Source organism: Ruegeria sp. BI12 (assembly GCF_056537985.1).
In genome coordinates, this window is sequence record NZ_JBQFSL010000001.1 from 715643 (window position 1) to 739876 (window position 24234).

General features: G+C 58.1%; 23 protein-coding genes. 13 read left to right on the forward strand and 10 right to left on the reverse strand.

What is annotated here, in order from left to right; genetic code table 11:
- The first annotated feature begins 103 nt into the window (after positions 1-103).
- Both ACR0AK_RS03745 and ACR0AK_RS03750 read left to right on the forward strand, forming a co-directional pair.
- Positions 104-2395, forward strand: a complete 2292-nt coding sequence (locus ACR0AK_RS03745; protein WP_480793629.1) for a xanthine dehydrogenase family protein molybdopterin-binding subunit — start codon at positions 104-106, stop codon at positions 2393-2395.
- Complete coding sequence (locus ACR0AK_RS03750) at positions 2373-3449, forward strand: DUF2235 domain-containing protein (RefSeq protein WP_480792415.1); 1077 nt, start codon at positions 2373-2375, stop codon at positions 3447-3449. The genes ACR0AK_RS03745 and ACR0AK_RS03750 overlap by 23 nt, the downstream gene beginning before the upstream one ends.
- 4 nt (positions 3450-3453) lie before the next feature.
- Here the strand turns inward: ACR0AK_RS03750 and ACR0AK_RS03755 are convergent, their stop codons facing one another.
- Positions 3454-3777, reverse strand: coding sequence for a hypothetical protein (locus tag ACR0AK_RS03755; protein ID WP_480792416.1), 324 nt, complete (start codon positions 3775-3777; stop codon positions 3454-3456).
- A gap of 541 nt (positions 3778-4318) precedes the next feature.
- Entirely contained in the window at positions 4319-4894 is a 576-nt protein-coding gene (locus ACR0AK_RS03760) for a GcrA family cell cycle regulator (protein WP_480663408.1), read from the reverse strand.
- A 126-nt stretch (positions 4895-5020) separates the two neighbouring features.
- On the opposite strand from ACR0AK_RS03760, the gene ACR0AK_RS03765 reads away from it, so the two are divergent.
- The gene (locus ACR0AK_RS03765) at positions 5021-5824 is read left to right on the forward strand and encodes an ABC transporter permease (protein WP_170560974.1); all 804 of its coding nucleotides are present in this window, start codon (positions 5021-5023) and stop codon (positions 5822-5824) included.
- Here ACR0AK_RS03765 and ACR0AK_RS03770 read toward each other — a convergent pair.
- Complete coding sequence (locus ACR0AK_RS03770; RefSeq protein WP_480792417.1) at positions 5821-7056, reverse strand: MFS transporter; 1236 nt, start codon at positions 7054-7056, stop codon at positions 5821-5823. The two genes, ACR0AK_RS03765 and ACR0AK_RS03770, sit on opposite strands and share 4 nt — an antisense overlap.
- A gap of 110 nt (positions 7057-7166) precedes the next feature.
- Complete coding sequence (locus ACR0AK_RS03775) at positions 7167-8051, reverse strand: DMT family transporter (RefSeq protein ID WP_480792418.1); 885 nt, start codon at positions 8049-8051, stop codon at positions 7167-7169.
- 292 nt (positions 8052-8343) lie between these two features.
- On the opposite strand from ACR0AK_RS03775, the gene ACR0AK_RS03780 reads away from it, so the two are divergent.
- Positions 8344-9531: an acetylornithine transaminase gene (locus ACR0AK_RS03780; RefSeq protein ID WP_480792419.1), complete on the forward strand. Its 1188-nt coding sequence runs from the start codon at positions 8344-8346 to the stop codon at positions 9529-9531.
- A gap of 28 nt (positions 9532-9559) precedes the next feature.
- A complete protein-coding gene (gene argF / locus ACR0AK_RS03785; protein WP_480792420.1) occupies positions 9560-10486 on the forward strand; it encodes an ornithine carbamoyltransferase in 927 nt (308 codons plus the stop codon).
- Here the strand turns inward: argF and ACR0AK_RS03790 are convergent.
- Together ACR0AK_RS03790 and ACR0AK_RS03795 are read right to left on the reverse strand one after the other, a co-directional pair.
- Positions 10483-11088, reverse strand: a complete 606-nt coding sequence (locus ACR0AK_RS03790) for a ferric reductase-like transmembrane domain-containing protein (RefSeq protein ID WP_480793630.1) — start codon at positions 11086-11088, stop codon at positions 10483-10485. The two genes, argF and ACR0AK_RS03790, sit on opposite strands and share 4 nt — an antisense overlap.
- Complete coding sequence (locus ACR0AK_RS03795) at positions 11088-11576, reverse strand: twin-arginine translocation pathway signal (RefSeq protein WP_480792421.1); 489 nt, start codon at positions 11574-11576, stop codon at positions 11088-11090. The genes ACR0AK_RS03790 and ACR0AK_RS03795 overlap by 1 nt, the downstream gene beginning before the upstream one ends.
- A gap of 190 nt (positions 11577-11766) precedes the next feature.
- Between ACR0AK_RS03795 and ACR0AK_RS03800 the strand changes: the two genes are divergently transcribed.
- From ACR0AK_RS03800 to ACR0AK_RS03810, 3 genes are all read left to right on the forward strand, one after another.
- On the forward strand, positions 11767-12615 hold the full coding sequence (locus ACR0AK_RS03800) for a phytanoyl-CoA dioxygenase family protein (protein WP_480792422.1): 849 nt from the start codon (positions 11767-11769) through the stop codon (positions 12613-12615).
- A gap of 116 nt (positions 12616-12731) precedes the next feature.
- A complete protein-coding gene (locus ACR0AK_RS03805; protein WP_170560967.1) occupies positions 12732-13694 on the forward strand; it encodes a pirin family protein in 963 nt (320 codons plus the stop codon).
- A gap of 67 nt (positions 13695-13761) precedes the next feature.
- Positions 13762-14736, forward strand: coding sequence for a 2-dehydropantoate 2-reductase (locus ACR0AK_RS03810; protein WP_480792423.1), 975 nt, complete (start codon positions 13762-13764; stop codon positions 14734-14736).
- 11 nt (positions 14737-14747) lie between these two features.
- Here the strand turns inward: ACR0AK_RS03810 and ACR0AK_RS03815 are convergent, their stop codons facing one another.
- The 3 genes from ACR0AK_RS03815 to hrpB form a co-directional block, all read right to left on the reverse strand.
- Positions 14748-16226, reverse strand: coding sequence for an inorganic phosphate transporter (locus ACR0AK_RS03815; protein WP_480792424.1), 1479 nt, complete (start codon positions 16224-16226; stop codon positions 14748-14750).
- A gap of 92 nt (positions 16227-16318) precedes the next feature.
- Positions 16319-16777, reverse strand: coding sequence for an NUDIX hydrolase (locus tag ACR0AK_RS03820; RefSeq protein ID WP_170560964.1), 459 nt, complete (start codon positions 16775-16777; stop codon positions 16319-16321).
- 110 nt (positions 16778-16887) lie between these two features.
- Positions 16888-19323, reverse strand: coding sequence for an ATP-dependent helicase HrpB (gene hrpB / locus ACR0AK_RS03825; protein WP_480792425.1), 2436 nt, complete (start codon positions 19321-19323; stop codon positions 16888-16890).
- Between the two features lie 200 nt (positions 19324-19523).
- Here hrpB and meaB point away from each other — a divergent pair, with 200 nt between their 5' ends.
- From meaB to ACR0AK_RS03850, 5 genes are all read left to right on the forward strand, one after another.
- Entirely contained in the window at positions 19524-20501 is a 978-nt protein-coding gene (gene meaB, locus ACR0AK_RS03830) for a methylmalonyl Co-A mutase-associated GTPase MeaB (protein ID WP_170560962.1), read from the forward strand.
- 146 nt (positions 20502-20647) lie between these two features.
- On the forward strand, positions 20648-21799 hold the full coding sequence (locus ACR0AK_RS03835; RefSeq protein WP_480792426.1) for a Hint domain-containing protein: 1152 nt from the start codon (positions 20648-20650) through the stop codon (positions 21797-21799).
- Positions 21800-21958: 159 nt separating this feature from the next.
- Positions 21959-22246: a 50S ribosomal protein L28 gene (gene rpmB / locus ACR0AK_RS03840; RefSeq protein ID WP_120633384.1), complete on the forward strand. Its 288-nt coding sequence runs from the start codon at positions 21959-21961 to the stop codon at positions 22244-22246.
- Between the two features lie 409 nt (positions 22247-22655).
- Positions 22656-23006, forward strand: coding sequence for a hypothetical protein (locus ACR0AK_RS03845; protein WP_480792427.1), 351 nt, complete (start codon positions 22656-22658; stop codon positions 23004-23006).
- Between the two features lie 45 nt (positions 23007-23051).
- A complete protein-coding gene (locus ACR0AK_RS03850; RefSeq protein ID WP_480792428.1) occupies positions 23052-23525 on the forward strand; it encodes a copper chaperone PCu(A)C in 474 nt (157 codons plus the stop codon).
- A gap of 86 nt (positions 23526-23611) precedes the next feature.
- On the opposite strand, the gene ACR0AK_RS03855 is transcribed toward ACR0AK_RS03850, so the two are convergent.
- Positions 23612-24220, reverse strand: coding sequence for an HdeD family acid-resistance protein (locus ACR0AK_RS03855; protein WP_170560958.1), 609 nt, complete (start codon positions 24218-24220; stop codon positions 23612-23614).
- Between the last annotated feature and the right edge of the window lie 14 nt (positions 24221-24234).

The window sequence follows — 24234 nt, forward strand, 5'->3', positions numbered from 1 at the left end:
GCAAGTTAACCGAAACATGATCGTCAAGACACCGGGAAGCTTTCGGTTCGACTGGACATCCCATTGCGGTGGGCTACGGTCGCCAACGCAGGAGGATCACCGCATGGAAAAGTTCGGCAAAAGCCAGCCCGTCAAACGGATTGAAGATCAACGATTTCTGACCGGGCATGGGCAATACATGGACGATGATGTGCCCGAAGGAGCTCTGTTCGCGGCCTTTTTCCGCAGCCCGGTTGCTCATGGCCGGATCACGTCACTGGATCTGGATGCCGCGCGCGAGGCCGATGGCGTGCGTCTTGTCATGACCCTGGATGATCTTGCAGCAGCGGGGATCGACACGGTGATGAATGCTGCGACTGTACAGAACCGGGACGGCTCTCAGGCTGTTGCGCCCGACAGGCACATGCTGGCCAAGGAACGGGTCCGGTTCGTTGGGGAACCCGTGGCCGTTGTGATCGCGGACACAGCCCTGCAGGCCCGCGATGCAGTTGAGATGATCTGGATGGAAACAGATGATCTGCCCGCCAAGCTGGATGTCGATGCGGGTGGCGAACCGTTGCATGATCAGGTCGCTGACAATCGTGCTTTTGATTGGGAATTGGGTGATGAAGCGGCAACTGACGCCGCCTTTCAGTCCGCCGCGCACACCGTCGCGCTGGATGTGGCAGACAATCGGGTGATCATCACCTCAATCGAACCACGAGGATGCAATGCCGATTGGGTCGATGGGCGTCTGCACTTTGCCTATGGTGGTCAGGGTGTTTGGGCCATGCGCGCGCAATTGGCGCAAAAACTGAATCTGGACCCCGAGGCGATACGTGTCACAACCCCGGATGTCGGAGGCGGGTTCGGCATGAAGGTGATGCCTTATCCCGAGTATTTCTGCGTTTCAGTCGCAGCCATGAAACTGGGCCAATCCGTGCACTGGATGTCCGACCGGTCCGAGGCGATGCTATCGGACCACCACGGTCGCGATCTGACCTCGTTGGCCGAGCTTGCCTTTGACGAGGATCTGAACATCACGGCCTACCGGGTGCACAGCAAGGTCAATCTGGGTGCGTATAGCAGCCATTTCGGACAAGCGATCCAGACCAGCCTTTTCAGCAAAGTGCTTATGGGGGTCTACGACGTTCAAACGACGTATTTACGGGTCGAAGGGTTCTATACCAACACCACGCAAGTTGATGCCTATCGAGGTGCCGGGCGCCCCGAGGCGATTTACGTGCTGGAACGTGCGATGGATCGCGCCGCGCGGCAACTGGGCGTCGATCCTTGGGAACTGCGCCGTCGAAACTTCATCCGACCGGAAAGCTTTCCGTACAAAACCGCCACGGGCGAAGTCTATGACGTGGGTGATTTCGGCATGGTCCTTTCCCGCGCAGATGCCCAGACACAGGGGTTCGCGGGGCGAAAAGTTGCAGACGCGGAACGCGGCCTGATCCGGGGCCGGGGCTTGTGTTATTACATCGAAAGCATTCTGGGTGACCCTTCGGAAAACGCGAAAGTCGAATTCTGCGACGACGGCACCGTGAACCTTTATGTCGGCACCCAATCGAACGGGCAGGGTCATGAAACGGTCTATACTCACTTCTTGTCGGACCAGACTGGGATTCCGGTGGACAAGATCACCGTGATCCAGGGAGATAGCGATCAGCTTCCACATGGTGGCGGAACCGGCGGGTCACGCTCGGTCACGGTGCAAAGCACCGCAACGCTGGCCACAATTGACGTTATGATCGCCGCATTCACGCCGTATCTGGCCGATAAGATGGGGGTCGAGGAAACAGATGTGCATTTCGATCATGAAACCTTCCGCGCGCCGGGATCGAACCTGACGCCTACGCTGACCGAGGCGGCCGATATGGCCCGTGCCGATGGTCGCACAGATCTGCTGAGCCACGAAGCCAGCGCCAATCTGGACGCGCGCAGCTATCCCAACGGGGCACATGTTGCCGAAGTCGTGATCGATTCTTTCACGGGCGAAACATGGGTGGACCGTTATACTGTCGTTGATGATTTCGGTAACCTTATCAATCCGATGCTGGCCGAGGGGCAAGTTCATGGCGGGGTGGTTCAGGGCATTGGTCAGGCGCTGACGGAACACGTCGTGCATGATGCGCAGGGGCAACTGCTCACGGCTTCGTTGATGGATTACGCCTTGCCCCGTGCGGCCGAGATACCCATGATTAAGTTTACCTCGGCGCCGGTTCCGTCAACTTCTAACCCGATGGGGATGAAAGGATGCGGAGAGGCCGGCACCGTCGGCGCGCTGGCCGCGGTGGCAAACGCGGTTCAGGATGCGCTCTGGGATCACGGGGTGCGGCAGGCCGATATGCCTTTCACACCTCATAAAGTATGGGAATTGCTGAACGATGGTTCTAACGCGGCTGAGTAAAAAGGTTCTGGGATGGCTCGGGCGGCCTTTACGGTCCGAGCATTCCGCCGAGGCGCTTCATCGCGAACCGATCAGCCATGTCATCATCCTGGACGGCACTATGTCGACCCTGGAGCCGGGGTATGAAACTCATGCCGGCCAAACCCTGCGTCTGTGCCGAGAAATGGGCAGCAAGGTTTCGGTTTTCTATGAATCCGGTGTGCAGTGGGAAAGTTGGAAATCCTCGCTGGACGTGATGATGGGACGGGGCATAAACCGTCAGATCCGCCGCGCCTACGGGTATCTTGCATCGCGCTATAAACCCGGGGATCGCATCTATTTCATTGGCTACTCACGTGGCGCCTACGGTGTGCGCAGCCTGGCCGGTGTGATCGACATGATCGGACTGCTCAAAGCGGAACATGCCACTGTGCGCAATATCAAGCAGGCATACCGGCATTATGAATGCAACGCCAATGGCTCGGCCGCGGCTGCGTTCCGGCAGCAGTTCTGCCACGAAGATGTAGCGATTGAGATGGTTGGCGTCTGGGATACCGTCAAAGCACTGGGCTTGCGCCTGCCGCTGCTGTGGCGTTGGGCCGAAGAGCGCCACGCCTTTCACACACATCAGCTTGGCCCGGCAACGCGCCACGGCTATCACGCGATGGCGCTGGATGAGACCCGCGAGGTATTCGAGCCGGTCTTGTGGAAGTGTACTCCCGAATTCAAAGGTCATGTCGAACAAGTCTGGTTTCGCGGCACTCATGGAGATGTCGGCGGCCAGTTGAACGGGTTCGAAGAGGCGCGTCCGCTTAGTAACATCTCTCTGGTTTGGATGCTGGACAAGGCCGAGTTGCACGGCTTGCCGTTGCCCGAAGGGTGGCGCGACCGTTACCCAACAGACACGTCGGCTCGTTCAGTCGGCACGTGGCGTGGCTGGGGAAAGATTTTCCTGCTGCGCAAGCACCGCAAAGTGGGGCGGGATCGGTCAGAGAAACTGCATGTGTCGGTGTCGCCAGATGAACTGCCGGGCTGGGTTCCGATGCCGGATTTGCCGTCACATCCGGCGCAATAACGAGTCAGGTTGGCGTGCAAACGTTTCTAACGGGTTTGATAAATCCATCCGGACGTTCAACCCGATCGAAACGCCATCTTCGTGGTGACCAGTTGTAGACACGTTGCTCTTCAGGGTAATCGACGATCATCAGGCCGTGGAAGTACCACGCGGATGTAGATTTGTATCCGGTCTTGGTGGTGTAGAAAGAAAATCCGCGCAATTCGTACAGGGCTTTGACTGGAGAATTCTCTGCATGTTCTGCGATGCAATAGGGCGCGCCGTCTGAGATTGTGCGCGCCTGAACAAGAACCACCGGAACTGTTAACAGAGACCAAAGCGCAGTCACGGTCGCAACAGATATCGCAGCTTTTGCCGTCCATGAAGGTTGTGGTTTCCCATTGAGACCAGACCAGATAAGGAAGCTAGATGCGAGGGCAATGGTCAAGCTCACACCATGCAGGGCCTGAGTATCAGTAAAGGGCCCTAAAGCACCAGATGCCAGTGTCAGAAAAAGTCCCAGAACGACTGAGAACCCCGCAAGAATTCTGGCAAGAAGTCGCGGGATCGGAAACATTCCCAGCAAGGCAAGGCCTCCAACGATTGCGGGTATAGCGGGAATGAGCCACAAAGAAAAAAACAGACTTTGAAAGAGCAAAAGCCGAGCTTTCTTGTCCGTGTCAGCTTCGAACAAGTACGGGTCTAAGGGCTGTATGTAGGCAGCAAAGATCAACACAGCATACGCACAGAACAGTGCTTTGTATTTTAGGTCTGGCTGAATAGCGAAATCTCTCTGGTCAAAAAATTACTACCCACCTGTCTTGCGACGGGTGGGCAGTCAAAAAAGTGTAACTTTCACACCGCAATTACCGGCGTGCATAACTAAACTTTTAGCGCCGACGATCGCGGCGCGAGCTCATCGGCTGGAACGCCACGCCCACATGCGCTTCGCAATAGGGCTTGCCCGCCTCGACCGGCAGGCCGCAGAACCAGAAATCCTCGGTCGCGGGGTCGCCCACGGGCCATTTGCAGGTTTTCTCGGTCAGTTCCATCAGCGTCAGCTTCTTGGCTTTCTTTTCGACTTCGTTGACCTTGGCCAATGCCTCGGGGCTGATTTCGTTGGCGGATGGCTGCGGCGGAAGTGGCTGACCGGCCGGGATGATCTGGCGGCGGGCAGGCACGGCCGGTTTCGCATCGGCGGCCGGGGCAGGGGCCGGGCGTGCTGGTTCGGTCTTGGGCGCGGGCTTTGGTTTGGCCTCGGCCTTGGGCGCGGGAGCCGGTTTTTCCTTTGGTTCGGCCTTGGCAGGCGACGCGCCGGTGGCCCGATTCGACAGGCCCAGGCGGTGGACCTTGCCGATCACCGCGTTGCGGGTCACGCCGCCCAGTTCTTTGGCGATCTGGCTGGCCGACTGGCCCTCGCCCCACATTTTCTTCAGCAGTTCTACGCGCTCGTCAGTCCAGGACATGATTTGCCTTTCAAAAGCGGAAAGCGGCCCCGGATTCGGGCCGCCTTGGGAATTCGTCTCAGCACTCTATTCTAAACACTGCGGGCCGAGTTACAAGCGGTCTTCGAATCAGGCAGAGGGCAAAACATGCAGATTTCCGCAGATCAGAACGCGCGCCGTTTCGGCGCGGTCAACTGGATGGGGCTATATACGCTGGCTCAGCGCGAAACGCTGCGGTTTCTGGCCGTATGGACTCAAACTCTGTTGGCCCCGTTAGTGACGGCTGGCCTGTTCCTGCTGATTTTCAACATCGCCATCGGACCCGGGCGCCCGGATGTGATGGGGGTACCGTTCCTGACCTTTCTGGCGCCAGGCATCATGATGATGACCGTGATCCAGAACGCGTTCGCCAATACCTCGTCGTCGATGGTGATCGCAAAGGTGCAGGGAAACATCGTCGACACGTTGATGCCGCCTTTGTCACCGCTTGAGATCCTGCTGGGTTATCTGGCCGGCGGTGTGGCGCGCGGTGTCCTGATCGCCTGTGTGGTTGCGGTTGCACTTGCGCTGGTTTTGGGAATTTACCCGCAGAACCCGCTGTTTGCCCTGATCTTTGTTGTTCTGGGTGGGGCGTTTATGGGCGCCTTGGGTCTATTCGCTGGGATTTTTGCCAACAAGTTCGACCAGATGGCGGCGATTACGAACTTTATCGTGACACCATTGGCTTTCCTGTCGGGCACGTTCTATTCGGTTGAGGCGCTGCCTCCGATCCTGAATCGCCTGAGCCACGTGAACCCGGTTTTCTACCTTATCGACGGGTTGCGGTTTGGGATGATCGGGGTGTCCGACAGCTCACCCTGGTTAGGTATCTTTGTATGCATCGGAGCCACCCTGCTGGTCGGTGCACTGACCTGGCAGATGTTGCGGACGGGGTATCGCCTAAAGGCTTAACCCGTTTCAGCCAGTGCGCCGGGTTGCAAGGTCATTCTTGGCTTACCCAGTCTCGGGTGTAAATTTGCAGCCACGGCCCAGGCCCCGAACAGGGCTAACCCTCCGACTGCAAAAACCCCCGCGACAGGTGAGACCAAAAGGACCAGTGATGCAATTCCGGGTGTCAGAATGCCGGAAACGTCGCGGTAGCTGGAGTAAATCGCGGACATCTCGGTGCGCTCGGAAGGTTTCACCGCCATTAGGAACGGCAAGCCGGCGCAGATATCCAGAACAATCAGCCAGATGGACCCAAGGACCAGCGCCGCCACCGCAGCCACGGGCCATCCCGCGATGGCCCCTGCAGTGACAAAGCATGTTCCGCAGGCAGCAAAACCCACGCGAACCGCAGTGCGAATCGAACGCCCCTGAACCCAGCGCAAAATAAGCGGCGCGGCGAACAGCATCGCGTTGGTCGTGGACAGAAGGATACCGCCCAACTGCTCTCCCAATCCGTTTTGGATTGCAAAGATCGGCAGATAGACCACATAGATCCACCAACCGCAGGATCGGATCATGGCAAAAAGATACCCTGCCACCAATCTGGGCTGAGCGAAAAAGCGCGGCAGAAACGCCAGCGGGTTTTTCGCGGGGCCGCGCGCCTTGGTGATCAACTTGCCATTGCCCAGTCGCATGCGCCAGAACTGGATCAGCATAACCGCGCCTGCCACCGCGCTGATGACAAAGGGGGCGGGGCCCCAGACCTCGAGCAGCAAGACGCCCGCCATCGGGCCGCCTGCCCAGCCGAGGGCGCTGTAAAACATGCGGCTTGTCTCGCATTTCCCCAACTCGATTTTGCTGATGTAGTCCAGAACGTAAGCGTTGAAGCAGATGAATGTGACGACAGTCGCGACCGTGTTCAGGGCCAAGGCAGCAACGACTGCCACAGGGCTGCCCTCAATCGCTAGCAGGGCACCACCGATGAACATTAGGCAACCAGCTGTATAGGCCCATCTGCGCGGTATGAAACGGATCAGGAATGGCACCATCAAGCCTGCAATCAACGAGATGACGCCAACCAGAAAATACAGCAGCGAGACCGAAGACGCGTCGCCCAGTGCCCGGTACATGGCCAGCGGAAAGACCGAAATCAGAATGCCGCGGACAATAGCCTCGAACCCGGCCAGGATTCCGAAGTCGCGGACTGATGGTGCTGGGGCGTGGCGCACCCATTCGGGGATACGGCGTTCGTGCATTTGTAAACTCTCAAATCAACTGAGGTCACATTGCGCCGGATCGATCCGGGTTCTTTGGGGTTTGCGACATACAGGTCGCCCCCGGGCTATGTGAAAAAATTTTTGGGGTTTCAGGCCTGCCTGGCCCGTGCCTCGCGCCAGACCAGAATTAGTCCACCGGTCAGAATGATGGCCGAGCCGATCATGCTGATCCCGTCTGGGATCACGCCGAAAATCGCAAAATCGTAGAAAGCCGCGTAAATCAGTGTTGCATAGCTGATCGGGGCAACAAAAGAGGCATCCGCCCGCGCCATACCGTTTACGAAACACGCCTGCGCGCAGGCCATAAGCGCGCCAATACCAACCAGCGCCGCCCATTGTTCTGAAGTCGGCATCTGGAAAACAAAGCTGACCCCGACCGAGGCAATCGTCAGTCCCATTGCGTTGTTGATCAGCAAAATCTGGATCGGGATTTCACGCCCCGAGAGCTTTTTGATGAAGATCAGTTCCATCCCGATCACGGCTGCCGCTGTAAGCGCCAACAGGGCGGCGGGTTGAAAACTGGCCGGCGTGGGTCGTAGCAGGATCAGTGCGCCAACCAGCGCTACCGCCGCGGCCAGCCAGCGCCACGGACCGACACCTTCTTTCAGCAACGGGATCGCCAACACCATCGCAAAGACCGGGTTGAGGAAAGAAATGGCTGTCGCATCGGCGATCGGAATGAACGCGACCGAGGCGAACATCAGCGTAATGCCGACCCAGCCAAAACTTGTGCGCCCAATATGCAGGCCCCAATGCGGACGCTGCAGGCGCGGCCGCATCACGCCGACGGCGGTGACAATCACGATAAACGCAAAAAGGAACCGCCCGTGGCTAATCTGCATCGGATGCAGTGCGGGACCCAACGTGTCCGTTCCCAAAGCCTTGGCCAGCAAAGTTGTCCCAGCCAGCAACGCACTGGCGGCGGTGATTAGCACAGCGGCAAGAGGGGGATTGTGGGCTTTGGCAACGAACATGTCACAGCGGTGCGTTAGCGTACATCAAATGGCAAGCGACAAATGCCATACGCTATATTTTTTCGCAGGTTATTAATTTCAGGGTTTTCAGGCGATGGTCGCACAGTTATACGGCCTCCCATGATCAAACACGCACATATCCTGCGACTCCGACGCCGACGCTTTGCTGCGTAACCGGCCCCTTTGATCTGTTGGCGCTGCCTAAATCGGCGCTATTCCCACCAAATCAGTTGACGAACACAGGCCGAGTGTATCACTCACGAGGCTCAAGCTACCTGAAAAGGATGATCCCATGATCCCGTCCGTTTTGCCGACCTACAACCGCGCGCCCTTGACTTTCGTAAAGGGCGAAGGCGCCTGGCTGACCGAGGCGGATGGCCGACGTTTTCTGGATCTGGGCGCCGGGATCGCAGTGAATGCGCTGGGCCATGCCCATCCCGCACTGGTCAATGCCCTGACTGAGCAGGCGCACGCGTTGTGGCATGTCTCGAACCTTTACCACATCCCACAACAGCAGGCCCTTGCCGACAAGCTGGTCGAGCACACCTTTGCCGACACTGTGTTCTTCACAAACTCGGGCACGGAATCTTGCGAACTGGCCGTAAAAATGGCCCGTAAGTACTTCTATGACAAAGACCAGCCCGAACGGGTCGAGATCATCACTTTCGACGGTTCGTTTCACGGCCGGTCCTCGGCCGGTATTGCGGCTGCTGGTTCAGAAAAGATGACCAAGGGTTTCGGTCCTCTGCTGCCGGGTTTTGTTCATGTCACGTTTGGCGATCTCGATGGTGTCACTAACGCCATCAGCGACAAAACAGCCGCGATTATGATCGAACCCGTTCAGGGCGAGGGTGGCATTCGCCCTGTTCCTGACGCAGAACTCAAAGCTCTACGCCAAATCTGCGACGAAAATGGCCTACTGTTGATCCTTGATGAAGTCCAATGCGGCGTTGGCCGGACCGGCAAGCTGTTCGCGCATGAATGGGCTGGGATCACTCCCGATATCATGATGGTCGCCAAAGGAATTGGCGGGGGCTTCCCGCTGGGTGCCGTACTTGCGACCGAAGACGCTGCCAGCGGCATGACTGCAGGCACGCATGGTTCGACCTACGGCGGCAACCCGCTCGGCTGTGCCGTCGGTTGCGCGGTGATTGATCAAGTGGCGACACCCGCATTTTTAGAAGGCGTCAACCGCAAGGCAGGGATGCTGCGCCAGAAACTCGAAGGGCTGATCGCCGAGCACCCGGAGGTCTTCGAAGAGGTGCGTGGGACCGGGCTGATGCTGGGTTTGAAATGCAAGGCGCCTAATATCGACATGGTCAACGCAGGCTATGACAAGGAGGTCATAACGGTTCCTGCCGCTGATAACGTGATCCGCCTGCTTCCGCCTCTGACCTTGACCGAGGATGACATCGCGCAAGCCGTGATCCGCCTCGACAAAGCCGCAGCGCAAGTCGAAGAGTCGATGGCCTCGGCTTAAGATACACCCGAATGAAAAGTGAACTGAAATGAACCATTTCCTCGATATCCATAAAACCGACGCGGGCGATCTGCGGAACATGATTGATCAGGCGGGCGCGATGAAACAGGCGCGTCTTGGGCGTCCCAAGGCGGCGCTGGACGAAGAACAACCGCTCAAGGATCGGATGGTCGCCCTGATCTTTGAAAAGCCTTCCACCCGAACCCGCGTGTCATTTGACGTGGGTGTGCGCCAGATGGGCGGGCAGACGATGGTGCTGTCGGGCAAAGACATGCAACTGGGCCACGGCGAAACCATCGCCGACACCGCCCGCGTCCTGTCGCGTTACGTCGATATGATCATGATCCGGACTTTCGACGAGACCATCCTGACCGAGATGGCCGAATACTCGGATGTGCCCGTGATCAACGGCCTGACCGACCGCACCCACCCATGTCAGATCATGGCGGACGTGCTGACGTTCGAGGAACATCGCGGTCCGATTGCGGGCAAAAAAGTGGTCTGGACCGGCGACGGCAACAACGTCTGCGCCTCGTTCCTGCACGCAGCTGGCCAGTTCGGCTTTGACCTGACCTTCGCGGGCCCGGCTCAGTTTGACCCGGAAGAGGAGTTCATGGGTTTTGCGCGCAAGAAGGGGTCGAAGATCGTGGTCGAGCGTGATGCGTTCAAGGCTGTTGTAGGTGCGGATCTGGTTGTCGCGGATACCTGGGTGTCGATGCACGATTCCCAATCGGCCAAGGAACGTCGCCATAATCTGCTGCGCCCCTATCAGGTGAACGCCGAGTTGATGTCACACGCCAAACCGGACGCACTGTTCATGCATTGCCTGCCGGCGCACCGAGAGGAAGAGGCCACATCCGAAGTTATGGATGGCCCCAACTCGGTCATCTTCGATGAGGCCGAAAACCGCCTGCATGCGCAAAAGGCAGTGATGCGCTGGTGTCTGGGGGTTTAAACCCGCCGCTGCACATCCCAAACCCGTAACTTGGCGAGCGTCCGGGCGCTCGCCAAGAGTACAAGCCCGCATAAAGCCCATTTGGTCATGACCTCCATGGTTCCTTCGATCAGCAGAGCATGCACGACGCTGCCGATGATCGTTATGGTCGCCAATCCTGTGTGCCCCAACCTCCAGATCCGAAAACGCAGGCCAAGTCGCTGACGAGCAAGACCTAGCAAGGCCGCCGCGATTGCGGCCCACATCGCGATCACACCCCACGCTGAAAACGGGGTTGGTGAAACGAACAACAACGCGTCGATGACGTCAGGTGGGCTTGTGATCCACAAACCGCCGACATGGACGATAATTGCAGCGATCAGCGCCAGCCCACACCACCTGTGGCATTGACGGCTGGCAACCGGGGTCAGCCCCGGCAACCAACGACCCGCAAGTAGAGGCTGCAACAACAGCAGGCACATTGAAACTACGCCAGAAAATCCAGCCGCGATGTAGATCGGTTCGCGCCAAGCCAACAGGGGGCTGGCGGCCGCCGCGATAATCGGTACCGCAATAGCAAGGACCACAACTGTCCAGATGACTATGCTTCGACGCACTGCGATCAGGCAGGCTGCAGAACGAAATGCGCGGCTAAGGTCTTGTCCTTGGAACTGCCCATGATCGGGCGCAGGAATACAGTCTCGAACTCGCCGCTGTCATAGGCCAAATGGCCATGTGGTTGGCCGAAGGCCGGCACAATTTGGGGCATTTCCAGCCGAAACTCGCCATTAGCATCGGTTAGCGTCGCGCCATGGCTTTGCGGGTCGCGTTCGTGGCCTTCTGTCGTGTGCGCCCAGATCTGGATGCGCTGGCCGGGAAGGGGCGCGCCATCTCCGGCACGTCGCACCGTGCCGGTCATCCAGAACCCACCACCGCCGATCCGGTCGACGATCGGTGCGCCGGGGCGGTAATTGTTGGATCCACCTCGCATGGATGATGTGGGCGCCAGGCTATTCGCGCGCGCAGGAACCAAAAGGCCTGCCGCACCCGTTGCCAAAGCAGCCCCAGACGCCAGTACCAAAGAACGACGAGAGAACGTAACGCCAGTCATGCAAACCTCTCAGCAAAAATATTCGCCACACGTCGACAGCGCCGAGCGTGCTTTGGTTAAAAGATAGCACGATTATTTCGGTTTCCGAGGGGCCGCGCGGCAGCGAAAGCAAATTGTGATTTCCTTTGACCATGACCTGACCCGGGTGCAATCCTGAAATCCGTCAGCTCATATCGGGAAGGCTTGCGCGATGAAAATAGACGACGTCGTCACAGATGAAGAAATCAAGGCGTTCCAACGCGACGGTGCGGTTGTGCTGCGGTCCCGGTTCTCAGAGGATTGGCTGACGCTTTTGCGCGACGGGATAGATGCGGATTTGGCCCGACCTACCGATAATTTTACCCGCCATACCAAAGACCTGCGTGCACCTGCTTATTTCGAAGACTACTGGGCCTGGAACAAAATACCGCAATTCACAGAATTCGTTCACAACTCACCCTGTGCGTCACTTGCCGCACAATTGCTGGGTGCGCCGTCGATCAACCTGGTTATGGACAATTGGTTCCTGCGCGAGGCTGGGTCGACCTCACGCCCGCCGTTTCATCAGGATCTGTCATACTTTGACTTTGAAGGGACGATGTGTGTCCTGTGGTTGCCGCTTGAACCCGTAACCAAAGAAAACGGCATCGCCTTCGTTAAAGGTTCGCATCTTTGGGAAAAACTGTTCATGCGCGTGCGGTTCGCCGACGGGCATCCCAGTTATGAACCAACCGAGGTTGCCGGGCTGACTTATCACCCACCACCAGACGTCAATGCCGATCCGGGCGCGTACGATCTGCTGCAATGGGACATGGATCTGGGTGACTGTATCTTTTTCGATATGCGAACCTTGCACGGTGGGTTGTCCTCGGTCACCCCAACCGAAACAGTGCGTCGTTTTACGCTAAGGATGACCGCGCCGGATGGCATGATCCGGTATCGTGGGGACTGGGCCAAGGGTGAACGGGCGCAGTTCGAAGCCGCAGGATACCGTGAAGGTGATCGTATTGATGGGGCCTTTTTCCCACAGCTTTGGCCGCGTGAACCGGGTAGCGCCTGATTGTCCGAACACGTCTGTTGGGCGCACCCGGTCTGTGCATTTTCGCAAATTGAATGCCGGTTTTTTCCAGTTATCATAGATTAGCGAACGCAATGTGTAGCAACGGGAGAGAAAGTATGAGTTGGAATCCCACCCATAGCCCAGAACTCCAATCGGATAATGCAGTTCTGGAAACGCTGATTATTCCCCGTGCCCGCGATTTGGGTGGGTTCGAAGTGCGGCGTGCGCTGCCTTCGGTCAAGCGTCAACTGGTTGGCCCGTTCATCTTTTTTGATCAGATGGGCCCGGCTGAATTCATTACCGACGGTGGCATCGACGTCCGCCCGCACCCTCATATCGGGTTGGGTACAGTGACCTATCTGTATCAGGGCGAGTTCGAACATCGCGACAGTCTGGGCACCCATCAGATGATCTATCCCGGTGAGGTCAATTGGATGGTGGCCGGTCGCGGTGTAACTCATTCGGAACGCACCAGCGAAGAAACACGCGGCAAACGGCACAGCCTGTTTGGCATCCAGACCTGGATTGCGCTGCCTGAGGCGCATGAAGATATGCCCCCCGATTTCGAACACCATAAACAGGGCGCATTACCGCATATCGAAGACAACGGTGTCAGTGCCCGGCTGATCCTTGGATCGGCATATGGCGAAACCAGTCCGGTGACGATGCTGTCAGACACCTTCTATCTGGACGTGCGGCTTGAACCCGGTGCCGCCTTTCCACTGCCCGACGATCATGAAGATCGTGGCGTCTACGTCACTCAGGGTTCGGTCGAGATTGCAGGTGACATGTTCGAGGAAGGTCGCATGATGGTATTCCGCCCGGGCGACAGCCTGTCGGTTAAGGCCGGTCCACTTGGCGCGCGATTGATGTTGTTGGGCGGTGCGACGTTAAACGAAGAACGGTACATTTGGTGGAACTTCGTGTCGTCGTCGAAGGAGAAGATTGAAAACGCGACGCGCGAATGGAAAGCCGCTGATTGGGCCAATGGTGCCTTCCATCTTCCGCCCGGCGACGATCAGGAGTTTATTCCGATCTCAGAAGACTTGGAGCGCACTAAGCCAAGACGGGCGCGTTGACCAAGCGTCAGGGGGCCTTGTCCGAACCTGCGATACCGGCAATCCTCGCCCCAAGGGGAGGGGTGCAATGAAGATCGTTATCGCAGGTGCCGGCAGCATTGGATGCTATTGCGGGGCTTTCCTGGCAGATGCCGGACACGCGGTTAGCCTTTTGGGCCGTCCTCGCATTCTGGACCCGATCCGCGAGAATGGCCTGACCGTTACCGATTTTTCCGGCCTGAACCTTAATGTGGCGGCCGATAAGCTAACGTTGTCGGGAAACCCTAATTGCCTGGTAGATGCTGAGTTGGTGATCGTTACTGTCAAAACGGCGGCCACGGCGGGTATGGCAGGTCAGATTGCGCAATTCGCGCCAACGTCTGCGCCGGTTCTGTCCTGGCAGAACGGAATGGAAAACGCCCGCGTTCTGCAGGCAGCATTGCCGGATCATGATGTTCGCGCAGGAATGGTGCCCTTCAACGTTGTGCCGCCCGAGCCTGCTAGTTTTCACCGCGCGACGTCCGGCGATATCGTGATCCAATCCGGCCCGGGTGACTTGGGGCAGGTACTCAGTTCACCTGATCTGCCAGTGATCGAAAGTGACGAGATCGAAGCCGTGCAATGGGGCAAGCTGGTCATCAATCTGAACAATGCACTGAATGCGTTGTCAGGGCTGACACTGAAGGATCAGCTGCTGGACCGTAAATGGCGCTGTTTGATGGCCGATCAGATGTCCGAGGCTTTGGGCGTGCTAAAGGCAGCTGGTCATCCAGTCACGTCGACGACCCCGCTGCCTGCTTGGGTTACACCACATATCCTGCGTCTTCCAACGCCAGTGTTTTCCCGGATCGCTGCGCGGATGCTGACCATCGACCCCAGCGCGCGAACGTCGATGGCCTATGATCTCATGGCAGGGCGCGTTACGGAAATCGGCAGCCTGCAAGGCGAGATTGTCCGACTGGGTGCGCAACATGGGCGGCGTACGCCGATCTGCGCAAGGGTTCAGGAATTGATTGAACTGAAGCCGGACGAGAGCTTGTCACCCGATCAGATTATCCAGTGATCCGACCGCGTTCAGGTGAACGCAGTCAGTATCCAGAAGATTACAGCCGACATTGCCGCCGCCGCCGGGACCGTGATTACCCAGGCTGCCACAATGGTCATGAAATGCGACCGCCGAACCAGTTTGCGCCGCCGCTGCTCTTCGCGAGCAATACGCTGTTCAGGCGGGCGCCGATCATTGCTTTTCTTGCGCCGGCGATCCTGATTCCATTCCCGGTAAAACCCAACGCCAAACACTGCCCCGACTGCAATGTGGGTCGAGCTGACCGGCAGCCCAAGCCAGCTTGCGACAATCACTGTGATGGCTGCCGACAAGGCCACGCAGAATGCGCGCATCGGGTTCAGCTTAGTGATCTGGCTGCCCACCATCCGGATCAGCTTGGGGCCAAACAGGAACAGGCCAAACGAAATGCCAAAGGCTCCGATCACCATCACCCATGTCGGGATCGTTACTTTTGAGGCAAAATCGCCGAACTCGGCGGCGTGCACGATTGCGGCCAGCGGTCCAACCGCATTTGCAACGTCATTGGCGCCATGGGCGAAGCTCAGGAACCCGGCCGAGATCACCAGAGGCAACCCAAACAGTGTTTTCAGCGATTTGGTTCGGTTCTCAAGCCCTTCGGATTTGCGCCGAACCCATGGCACGGTCACGGCCCAGGCAAGAAAGCCTGAGGTCAGACCAATCAAAAGCGCAATTTCCAGATCGATTTTCACGATCCGCTTCAAGCCTTTCACCGACAGATAGGTGGCAAATGCACCAGCCATCACGGCCACAAGAATGGGTACCCAGCGGCGGGCCGCGGCGATCTTGTCGTCCTGATATTGAATTTTGGCCTTGATCAGCGCCAGAAACCCGGCAGCAATAGCGCCGCCCAGAACCGGAGAGATCACCCAGCTGGCTGCAATCGCGCTCATCGTGCCCCAGCTAACCGCGCTTAGACCTGCTGCGGCAATGCCAGCGCCCATCACACCGCCCACGACCGAGTGCGTGGTGGAAACAGGCGCGCCGACCCATGTGGCCAAGTTGACCCACAGCGCCGACGAAATCAGCGCTGCCATCATCGCCCATATGAAGACATTGCTGTTCTGGACCGAAGCTGGGTCGATAATGCCCTTGGAGATGGTCGAGACGACGTCGCCGCCCGCCAGCAGAGCCCCCGCGCTTTCCGCGACGGCCGCGATGGCGATTGCCCCGCCCATTGTCAGCGCGTTCGCGCCAACAGCAGGGCCCATGTTGTTCGCAACGTCGTTGGCACCGATGTTGATTGCCATATAGGCGCCAAAACCGGCGGCAGCTATGACGATCAGCCCGCCATCGGCCCGACCGAACAGAATTGCCGCGATAAGCCCCGCCATGACAATGAATGCCAGCGCTATACCCGGTGCAAGAAGCGGCCGTGCCACGTGCACGTTTGCATGCTCAAGGCGCGAAATTCGGTGTAGATCGCTGTCCAGAGCCTGCCAGCGGTTTTTTTCGTTCGTGTTCGACATCGGTTTTCTGTGGGTGATACGGTTTAACCGGCGCGGTTAACGGTTGCCCGGTCACGTTGCAACCGGCCTCACAGAAGTTTGTTGCGAAAGCGTTACATTTGACGCAGCATTTCGCGCAATTCCGGCTCTTGCACCAACTCTGCGGCCTCATGCGGCGAAAACCAACGCCGTTCACGCTCGCTGACTTCGGGGAATTCCTCAGCCAGATCTTTGACATCTATGCGATACACATTGGTGCGTACGGGCTGGGCTGTGCCATCATCCAGGATCTTGTCATAGGTGAAATGTCCGACGGCCTTGCGGCCCAGATGTTTCACCTTAACCCCAGCCTCTTCCCAAGCTTCTTCCTTGGCAGTCTCTGCCCCGTCCATGCCGTCAATCGGCCATCCCTTTGGGATAACCCAACGACCCGTGCCGCGGCTGGTAATCAACAGGACTTGTTTGTCGTCGCCGGTTCCGCGTACGCACAGGGCTGCAAACTGAACCCTGTGAGGGCGTTGGAAGAAGGGTTTGCCTACTTCTTCCCAGATATTATTCAGCCATGATGCCATTGGGTAAGAGCCATTACTTTTATGAGATCCAAGGAAAAGTGACATAACAACTATGTGGTGGGGCTTCAATGCATCTATTGAACAGACATTTATGCTGAAGCCAACAAACGTCAGTTGCGCCGTTTGGCCCGTAGGGTCGGATCGGCTTGTGTCGGGTCCTCGGGCCAGGGGTGTTTGGGGTATTGCGCGCGCATGTCCTTGCGTACATCCGCGTAGGATCCAGCCCAAAACCCTGGCAAATCGCGCGTAATCTGGATCGGACGCTGTGCGGGGGACAGCAACGTGATCTTGAGCGCTTCGCCACCAATAACCGGATGCCGGGTGACGCCAAACAATTCCTGCAGGCGAACCGAAATCTCCGGAACAATCCCGCCGTAGTCAATCGGCACCTTGCGGCCCAGGGGCGTTTCAAAAGACCCTGGCGCGCGGCGGTCCAGTTCCTGTGTTTGGGTCCAGTCCAGCCGGGCACGCAAGGCGGGCAGCAAGTCGAACCGTTTCCAATCGTCTGCAGTCCGCTGGCCTGACAGCATGGGCAACAGCCAGTCGTCCAGCGTTTCCATCAATCCATTCAGTGAGAAGTCCGGTAGGTTGGCCCCTTCGGTGCGCACCAATTCCACCCGCGCGGCCAATCGCGCAGAGGCACCTTCTAGTCGTAACCCCAGATCACGGACACCGTCCAGCATGGCGCGGTCGACGGCCTCGTCCGGAGCGTCCTTCCAGATGCGGTCATCCAGTGTGATCGCGCCAAAGCGTTCCTGTCGACGCGCGATGACTCTGCGTTCGCGCTTCGACCAGGCACAGTTGTCGACCCATTCGATCTGGTCCGCAAACAGATCGCGGATTTCTCGTTCCGAGATTTGCGCAGCCATGCGCACCTTGGCCTCGCGCGGGTTTCCGTCCGTGTCTGTCACCACAAGATAGGGCGCGGCCGCCAGTGTGTCTCCGCTGTCCAGCACGACGCCCTTGCCGCCGGACAGAACGTAACGCGGCACATCGCCTTTTCGGCGTTGCCCGATCCGGTCGGGGTAGGCCAGTGCTGCCATGGCTGCAGGGCTCAGATCCGTCGAGTTGTTGCGTGTTCTCAGCCGTTTGGTCTCGGCCTTGATCCGTTCCAACGCGCCCATGTTGACTTGCCAAGCGCGGTTTCGTTGAAAGGTGCGAACATCACGCAACGCTTCAAGCCGCAGCAGCAGATCTACCGGGGCAGCTTTCAGTGGATCACGTTCTGCCATAAGCGCCGCCAGCGGAGCGGCGTTGGTCCCGGCCGTCACCAGCATATGCCCCAGCCGAGGATGCAGAGGCAGCGCAGCTAAGGCGCGCCCGTGGTCGGTAATCCGCCCCTTGGCATCCAGAGCGCCCAGCATTTTCAGCAACGTGCGGGCTTCAGCCATCGTTCCTTCGGGTGGCGGTGTAAGAAAGGCCAGATCATCCGGTTCGGCCCCCCAAAGCGCCAATTCCAGCGCCAGGCCCGTCAGGTCGGCCGCTTCGATTTCGGCAGGCGGGTAGGCGGCCAGCGCACCTTCTTCGCCCTTGGACCAAAGCCGATAGCATACCCCTTCGGCCACGCGCCCCGCACGACCTGCGCGCTGGGCCGCCTCGGCCCGTGTCACCCGTTCCGTGACCAGCCGCGACATGCCACTGCCCGGATCGAACCGCGCTCGGCGCGCCTGACCCATGTCGACGACCACACGAATGTCTGGAATGGTAAGCGACGTTTCAGCGATTGAGGTCGCAAGAACCACCTTGCGCCCAGTTTCTGCCGGGGCAATCGCCGCACGTTGGGCGGCAAAAGGCATTGCACCAAACAGGGGTTTGACTGTGCAGTTGTCAGGCAACCGCTTGGACAAGGCGGCTTCGGCCCTTCGAATCTCACGTTCTCCGGGTAGGAAGACAAGCATGCCTCCGTCGGTTTCCCGTTCGGCCCGGGCGACCAGATCAACCAAAGAATCCAGCCGCCAGACTTTAGCGCCCAACGGTCGATCCAGCCATCGGGTTTCAACCGGGTAACTGCGCCCCTCGGATGTCACCAGCGGCGCTCCCATCAGTTGGCCGACTGGTTCCGCGTCTAGTGTGGCGGACATTGCCAGCAGGATCAGGTCGTCGCGCAGTGCCCCGGTTACCTCAAGGCATAAAGCAAGCCCAAGGTCCGCGTTCAGGGATCGCTCGTGAAATTCATCGAAAATCACAGCGCCGACGCCGGGCAGGTCCGGTTCAGATTGCAGCATTCGGGTCAGAATGCCTTCGGTCACCACTTCGATGCGGGTCGTTTTTGAGATTTTCGCTTCGCCACGCACGCGGTAGCCCACGGTCTCGCCCGCGCGTTGCCCCAGTGTTTCGGCCATCCGCTCCGCAGCGGCCCGCGCAGCAAGCCTGCGGGGTTCAAGCATGACGATCTTACTATCACACAACCCCGCCTCAAGCATCGCTAGCGGTACACGCGTTGTCTTGCCTGCGCCCGGTGGGGCCTGCAAAACAGCCCGGCCTTTGGCCTTCAGGGCGTTAAGCAATTCAGGAATGGCGTCATCGATCGGCAGGCGTGTTGTCATTGGCGCTTTATCCGCCAAGCTCGGCGCAAGGTCCAGTTCTGCTTAGTCCAAAAGGTATCAGTCGTTAGCAGGTCACAGAGGATCGACAGCAACACATAAGTGCGAAATTCAGGTCTCGGGCACCTTTCCGTTCCGGTCCGGTCTGGACAAATCACTCGATGGGGCGGCAAGTAGTCGTGCCGTAGGAGATCGGGGTCGGAATGGAAATGGACAGCCTAGGTGACAAGATTCTGAACGGTGACCGGCGCGCGCTGGCCCGGGCAATCACACTGGTCGAAAGTGGCCGCGCGGATCATCGGGCGCAGGCGTCAGAATTGCTGTCGCATCTGGCCAAAGCCGGTCGCCAATCTCTGCGCATCGGGTTGTCTGGAACTCCTGGGGTGGGCAAATCCACTTTTATCGAAAGCTTTGGCATGATGCTGGTCGAACAGGGCCTGCGTGTGGCTGTTTTAGCTGTTGATCCCAGTTCGGCCCGGTCGGGTGGATCTATTCTGGGTGATAAAACCCGGATGGAGAGGCTGAGCCGCGAGAAAAACGCCTTTATCCGCCCATCGCCCAGCCAATCCCATCTGGGTGGCGTGGCCCGTCGTACACGCGAAGCAATTGCATTGTGTGAGGCAGCAGCATTCGACGTGGTGCTGATTGAAACCGTGGGTGTAGGTCAATCCGAGACCGTGGTTTCCGAAATGTCCGATCTGTTCCTTCTTTTACTTGCACCAGCAGGTGGGGACGAATTGCAGGGGGTCAAACGCGGCATCATGGAAATGGCCGATATGATTCTTGTGAACAAGGCGGATGGAGATCTGAAGGCTACAGCCACCAGAACCTGCGCCGACTACGCCGGTGCCTTGCGCCTGTTGCGCAAGCGCCCACAGGATCCTGAAGGTTTTCCCAAAGCGATGACCGTTTCAGCGGTCGAGGAACATGGGCTGGATCAGGCCTGGGATGAAATGACTACTCTGTCGGGCTGGCGGCGTGAAAACGGCCACTGGGATGGCAACCGTGCGGCTCAGGCGCGGTTCTGGTTCGATCAGGAAGTGCGCCACGCATTGCTTTCACGGTTGGATACGGCGGATGCGCGTGCGGAAATGGATCGCCTTGGGTCCGCTGTTGGGGCAGGCAATCTCAGCCCGTCAGCTGCGGCGGATCGAATGCTCAGAATACTGGCAACACACTAGACGCATTTCAGCGTCAGAGGTGGAGAGTACACCAAAATCATGTATCATGGGCTGAGATACAATTCCTGATTGTGCGACTTCAGGCGAAGGGCGATAGTCCCGATGTCGCGCAGGTCAATGAATGAACACGTCGGGGATAGCTGTACATGCCCAATATCCGTGGGACAAATGGTGACGACGAAATCGAAGTCACCGGCGACGAAGGTACGCTGAACGGCACGCCGCAGGGCACGCCCATTGATGATATCCGCGCCCGCGGCGGCGACGACGAGATCACGGTTGTCAGCAGCAGCATATCAGGGGACGTGCGCGGCAATTCCGGAAACGATGAAATCACCGTGTCCAATGCCCAGATCGATGGGCAGATCAACTCGGGCCGTGATGCGGATACTGTCACTGTTTTCGACGTAGGTGTTGGAAACATCCGTCTGGGGCAGGGCAACGACACCCTGAATTTCCTCCGAACCCAAGTTGCCGGGGACGTCAGGGGCGGCGGCGGGCAGGACGCGCTGAACCTTCCGGTAGGCACGGTTGTTACCGACGCGAATTTCGGCACATTTACCGTTGTTGTCGGACAGTCATATTCGCTGTCCAGCGGTAGCTTCGAATTGCCTTCAGGGATCGTAGTTAACTACAGCGGGTTTGAATCAGGCACAGGGTTTTTGTGTTTTACCCGCGATACGCTTATCCGAACCCAGCGTGGGCCGGTCCTTATTCAGGATCTGCGCCAGGGGGATATGATCTCAACGCAAGGCAACGGGGCGCAACCGATCCGCTGGATTGGGCGCCGCAATTTTAACTCGTTGGAATTGGCGGACGATCCGAAGCGTCGACCCGTTCGTATATTGGCAGGTGCGCTGGGTAACGGGTTGCCCAAACGTGACCTGCTGGTGTCGCGGCAGCACAGAATGCTGGTGCAGTCGAAAATCGCTGAACGGATGTTTGGCGAGCCCGAGGTTCTTATTCCGGCGATCAAACTGACCGAGCTGCCGGGAATTTTCGTCGATAATGCCGTGGACAGTGTCGAATATTATCACCTGCTTTTTGATCAACACGAGGTTATTTTCGCTGAAAACGCCCCAAGCGAAAGCCTGTTTACCGGGCCTGAGGCACTCAAGGCTCTTAGTCCGGAAGCCCGGCGTGAGATATTCGATATCTTTCCCGAGCTGGCAGATATGAACCACGATCCCAACCCGGCCCGGTTCATACCCAAAGGCCCCCAGCAGGCGCGACTCGTGGCGCGGCATCTGAAGAATGACAAACCGCTGCTGACCGATGCGGCAGGGAGAAGTCGGTAGGAATATTGAGATGGTCAAAGAATTCGCACCACGTGTCTTGACCCTTCCTGCGATTCCCACTACACGCATCCAACCAGTTTTCGGGCGCGACTTCGGGTTGCGCCCCTTGTGATTTGGCCGAGGGCATATGCCCGGCCTCCAGAAACAAAGGAAGAAACCATGTCGCGCCGTTGCGAACTGACCGGAAAAGGCCCGATGACTGGCAACAATGTCAGCCACGCCAAAAACAGAACTCGTCGTCGTTTTCTGCCCAACCTGAACGACGTTACTTTGCAGTCGGAAACCCTGGGTCGCGGCGTCAAGCTGCGTATCTCGGCGGCTGCCCTGCGTTCGGTCGACCACCGTGGTGGTCTGGACGCGTTCCTGGCCAAAGCCAAGGACGACGAACTGTCTGACAACGCATTGAAAGTGAAAAAGGAAATCGCCAAGGCACAAGCTTCGGCGTAATTTCTTTTTCCTGAAAGAATTCAGGCCCTGTACCGAAAGGTGCAGGGCTTTTTTTTGTTTTGCTTGGAAGGCTGTTCTCAATTTGGAAATAAATTTCCACTATGGGTGAAATTGTTCACATACCGTTTGCGCGCCTCATATTATGTTCAAGCATATTCATCTGGCGGAGTTTACTCTCATGTCGTTCAAATCATTTTCTTCGTTCTCCCTGTTGACCGACTTTTTCGGCAAAACGTTTGGTGCATGTCTGCGGATGCAGCGTCGGGTGAATCGGCTGCATACAAGCCTGACAAAAGGGTCCGTCAAGCGACCGGAACCGGATCGCTGATAATCTCCTCCCGACCCTGGGCTTCGGGCGTGTCTGATTGCGCTTGAAGCCCGTTTTGTCTCCGGCGTATATCGGGGCAGGATGAAACCCGTTCTGACCAAAGCTCTGCCTTTTGTGCTCTCTCTGCTCGTCGTTTTGACCGGGCAGGGCGTTGCTGCATCGCGTGGTATGGACCGGGCGGTGGGGCAGATGGTGTTGTGCACCGGCACGGGGCCAGTTGTGGTTTATATGGACGCCGAAGGGCAGCCGACGCAGGCCCCGCATTTCTGCCCGGATTACGCGTTGACACTTTTAGGCGCAGTGAGTCCATCGGAACCGTCCTTGCCGGTGGCTCCGGAAATCGATCGACCCATGCCGTCGCGTATGACAGAGAATCTGATCGCTCTGCCGATTCCGGCGCAACCTGCTCGCGCCCCTCCTGCACGTGTTTGAGTCATTTTCAATTCTTATCAAACACCAAACTACAGGAGTGACGCTATGTCCCTCACATCCAGACTGCTGACCACACTTGCCGCTGCAACTCTTGCCTCTGCCGCTTTTGCGCAGGACACCATCACCGTTGATGACGCATATGCCCGCTCATCAGGTAAAACGGCCAAGGCTGGCGCGGCGTTTATGATGATCCAGAACACCGGTGCGGCTGATGACCGTTTGATCGGCGTGGAGTCGGATGCCGCTGCCCGGGTCGAACTGCACACGCATATCGTGGACGAAAATGGCGTTGCCAAGATGACCCATGTCGAAGAAGGCTTTGTCATACCCGCCGGTGAAATGCATATGCTTAAGCGTGGTGGCGATCACGTGATGTTCATGGGCCTGACAGCTCCGTTCGAACAGGACGCAATGGTTCCCGTTACGCTGATCTTCGAGAAAGCAGGTGAGGTTGAGATCGAAATTCCGGTTGATCTGGAACGTAAGGATGCGGGCGGCCACGGTTCCCATTCAAACTAGGGCAACGCCTTTCTTCGGGCCGCGTTGCGGCCGTCATCCATGCGTCAGGCCGGGTTTTTCCGGCCTGTTGTCTTTGCGTCGAAGGTCTATCGGTTAACCACTTTCATCGCCACGCGGTCATGGGCGCGTTTGAAGCGTACGGCCAGCCAAAGCATTACCGCTGCAAAGGCCAGCGCCGAGAAGGCAATCGCCCAGCCGAGCGCCACCATGCCGCTGCCTGGCCAGAACAAAAGAACGAGGCCGATCAACAGCGCGACAACACCAGAATTGCGCATTGTGGATGCGTCAGGATGCGCATCGGGCAACTGCCGCCACGCCATCAGCGAGCCGATCCCGACAATCAAAGCCCAGGCCCCCAGCAGGAAGAACGCCAGGCGCGCGACGCCTTCTGGCCAGATCAGGAGGATCAGCCCGATCAGAAGCGCCCCGATGCCGAACCCACCGATCAGTCCGCGACGACCGAACCCCAGCAGCGTCAGGCCACCATCGAGGACCAAAAGCACACCGACCAGACGGATCAGCAACGAAATGCTGCCCGTCGGCCAGAATAGCGCCGCGATCCCAAGCACCCCGGCCAGAATACCGCGCAGCAGGAATGTCCACCACAGGTCCGTTAACTGATCACCTAGGGCGTCGCGCGGATCGATGCTGCCGTCATCAAGGATTTCACCTTGTTGGTTCTGGGGGTCTGTCATGGGGACCTCTCGGG

Bases quoted from the DNA above. Each gene is read 5' to 3' on its own strand.
- ACR0AK_RS03745 (WP_480793629.1), top strand. From the start codon at position 104: ATGGAAAAGTTCGGCAAAAGCCAGCCCGTCAAACGGATTGAAGATCAA.
- ACR0AK_RS03750 (WP_480792415.1), top strand. From the start codon at position 2,373: ATGGTTCTAACGCGGCTGAGTAAAAAGGTTCTGGGATGGCTCGGGCGG.
- ACR0AK_RS03760 (WP_480663408.1), bottom strand. From the start codon at position 4,894: ATGTCCTGGACTGACGAGCGCGTAGAACTGCTGAAGAAAATGTGGGGC.
- ACR0AK_RS03765 (WP_170560974.1), top strand. From the start codon at position 5,021: ATGCAGATTTCCGCAGATCAGAACGCGCGCCGTTTCGGCGCGGTCAAC.
- ACR0AK_RS03770 (WP_480792417.1), bottom strand. From the start codon at position 7,056: ATGCACGAACGCCGTATCCCCGAATGGGTGCGCCACGCCCCAGCACCA.
- ACR0AK_RS03775 (WP_480792418.1), bottom strand. From the start codon at position 8,051: ATGTTCGTTGCCAAAGCCCACAATCCCCCTCTTGCCGCTGTGCTAATC.
- ACR0AK_RS03780 (WP_480792419.1), top strand. From the start codon at position 8,344: ATGATCCCGTCCGTTTTGCCGACCTACAACCGCGCGCCCTTGACTTTC.
- argF (WP_480792420.1), top strand. From the start codon at position 9,560: ATGAACCATTTCCTCGATATCCATAAAACCGACGCGGGCGATCTGCGG.
- ACR0AK_RS03795 (WP_480792421.1), bottom strand. From the start codon at position 11,576: ATGACTGGCGTTACGTTCTCTCGTCGTTCTTTGGTACTGGCGTCTGGG.
- ACR0AK_RS03800 (WP_480792422.1), top strand. From the start codon at position 11,767: ATGAAAATAGACGACGTCGTCACAGATGAAGAAATCAAGGCGTTCCAA.
- ACR0AK_RS03805 (WP_170560967.1), top strand. From the start codon at position 12,732: ATGAGTTGGAATCCCACCCATAGCCCAGAACTCCAATCGGATAATGCA.
- ACR0AK_RS03810 (WP_480792423.1), top strand. From the start codon at position 13,762: ATGAAGATCGTTATCGCAGGTGCCGGCAGCATTGGATGCTATTGCGGG.
- ACR0AK_RS03815 (WP_480792424.1), bottom strand. From the start codon at position 16,226: ATGTCGAACACGAACGAAAAAAACCGCTGGCAGGCTCTGGACAGCGAT.
- ACR0AK_RS03820 (WP_170560964.1), bottom strand. From the start codon at position 16,777: ATGGCATCATGGCTGAATAATATCTGGGAAGAAGTAGGCAAACCCTTC.
- hrpB (WP_480792425.1), bottom strand. From the start codon at position 19,323: ATGACAACACGCCTGCCGATCGATGACGCCATTCCTGAATTGCTTAAC.
- meaB (WP_170560962.1), top strand. From the start codon at position 19,524: ATGGAAATGGACAGCCTAGGTGACAAGATTCTGAACGGTGACCGGCGC.
- ACR0AK_RS03835 (WP_480792426.1), top strand. From the start codon at position 20,648: ATGCCCAATATCCGTGGGACAAATGGTGACGACGAAATCGAAGTCACC.
- rpmB (WP_120633384.1), top strand. From the start codon at position 21,959: ATGTCGCGCCGTTGCGAACTGACCGGAAAAGGCCCGATGACTGGCAAC.
- ACR0AK_RS03845 (WP_480792427.1), top strand. From the start codon at position 22,656: ATGAAACCCGTTCTGACCAAAGCTCTGCCTTTTGTGCTCTCTCTGCTC.
- ACR0AK_RS03850 (WP_480792428.1), top strand. From the start codon at position 23,052: ATGTCCCTCACATCCAGACTGCTGACCACACTTGCCGCTGCAACTCTT.
- ACR0AK_RS03855 (WP_170560958.1), bottom strand. From the start codon at position 24,220: ATGACAGACCCCCAGAACCAACAAGGTGAAATCCTTGATGACGGCAGC.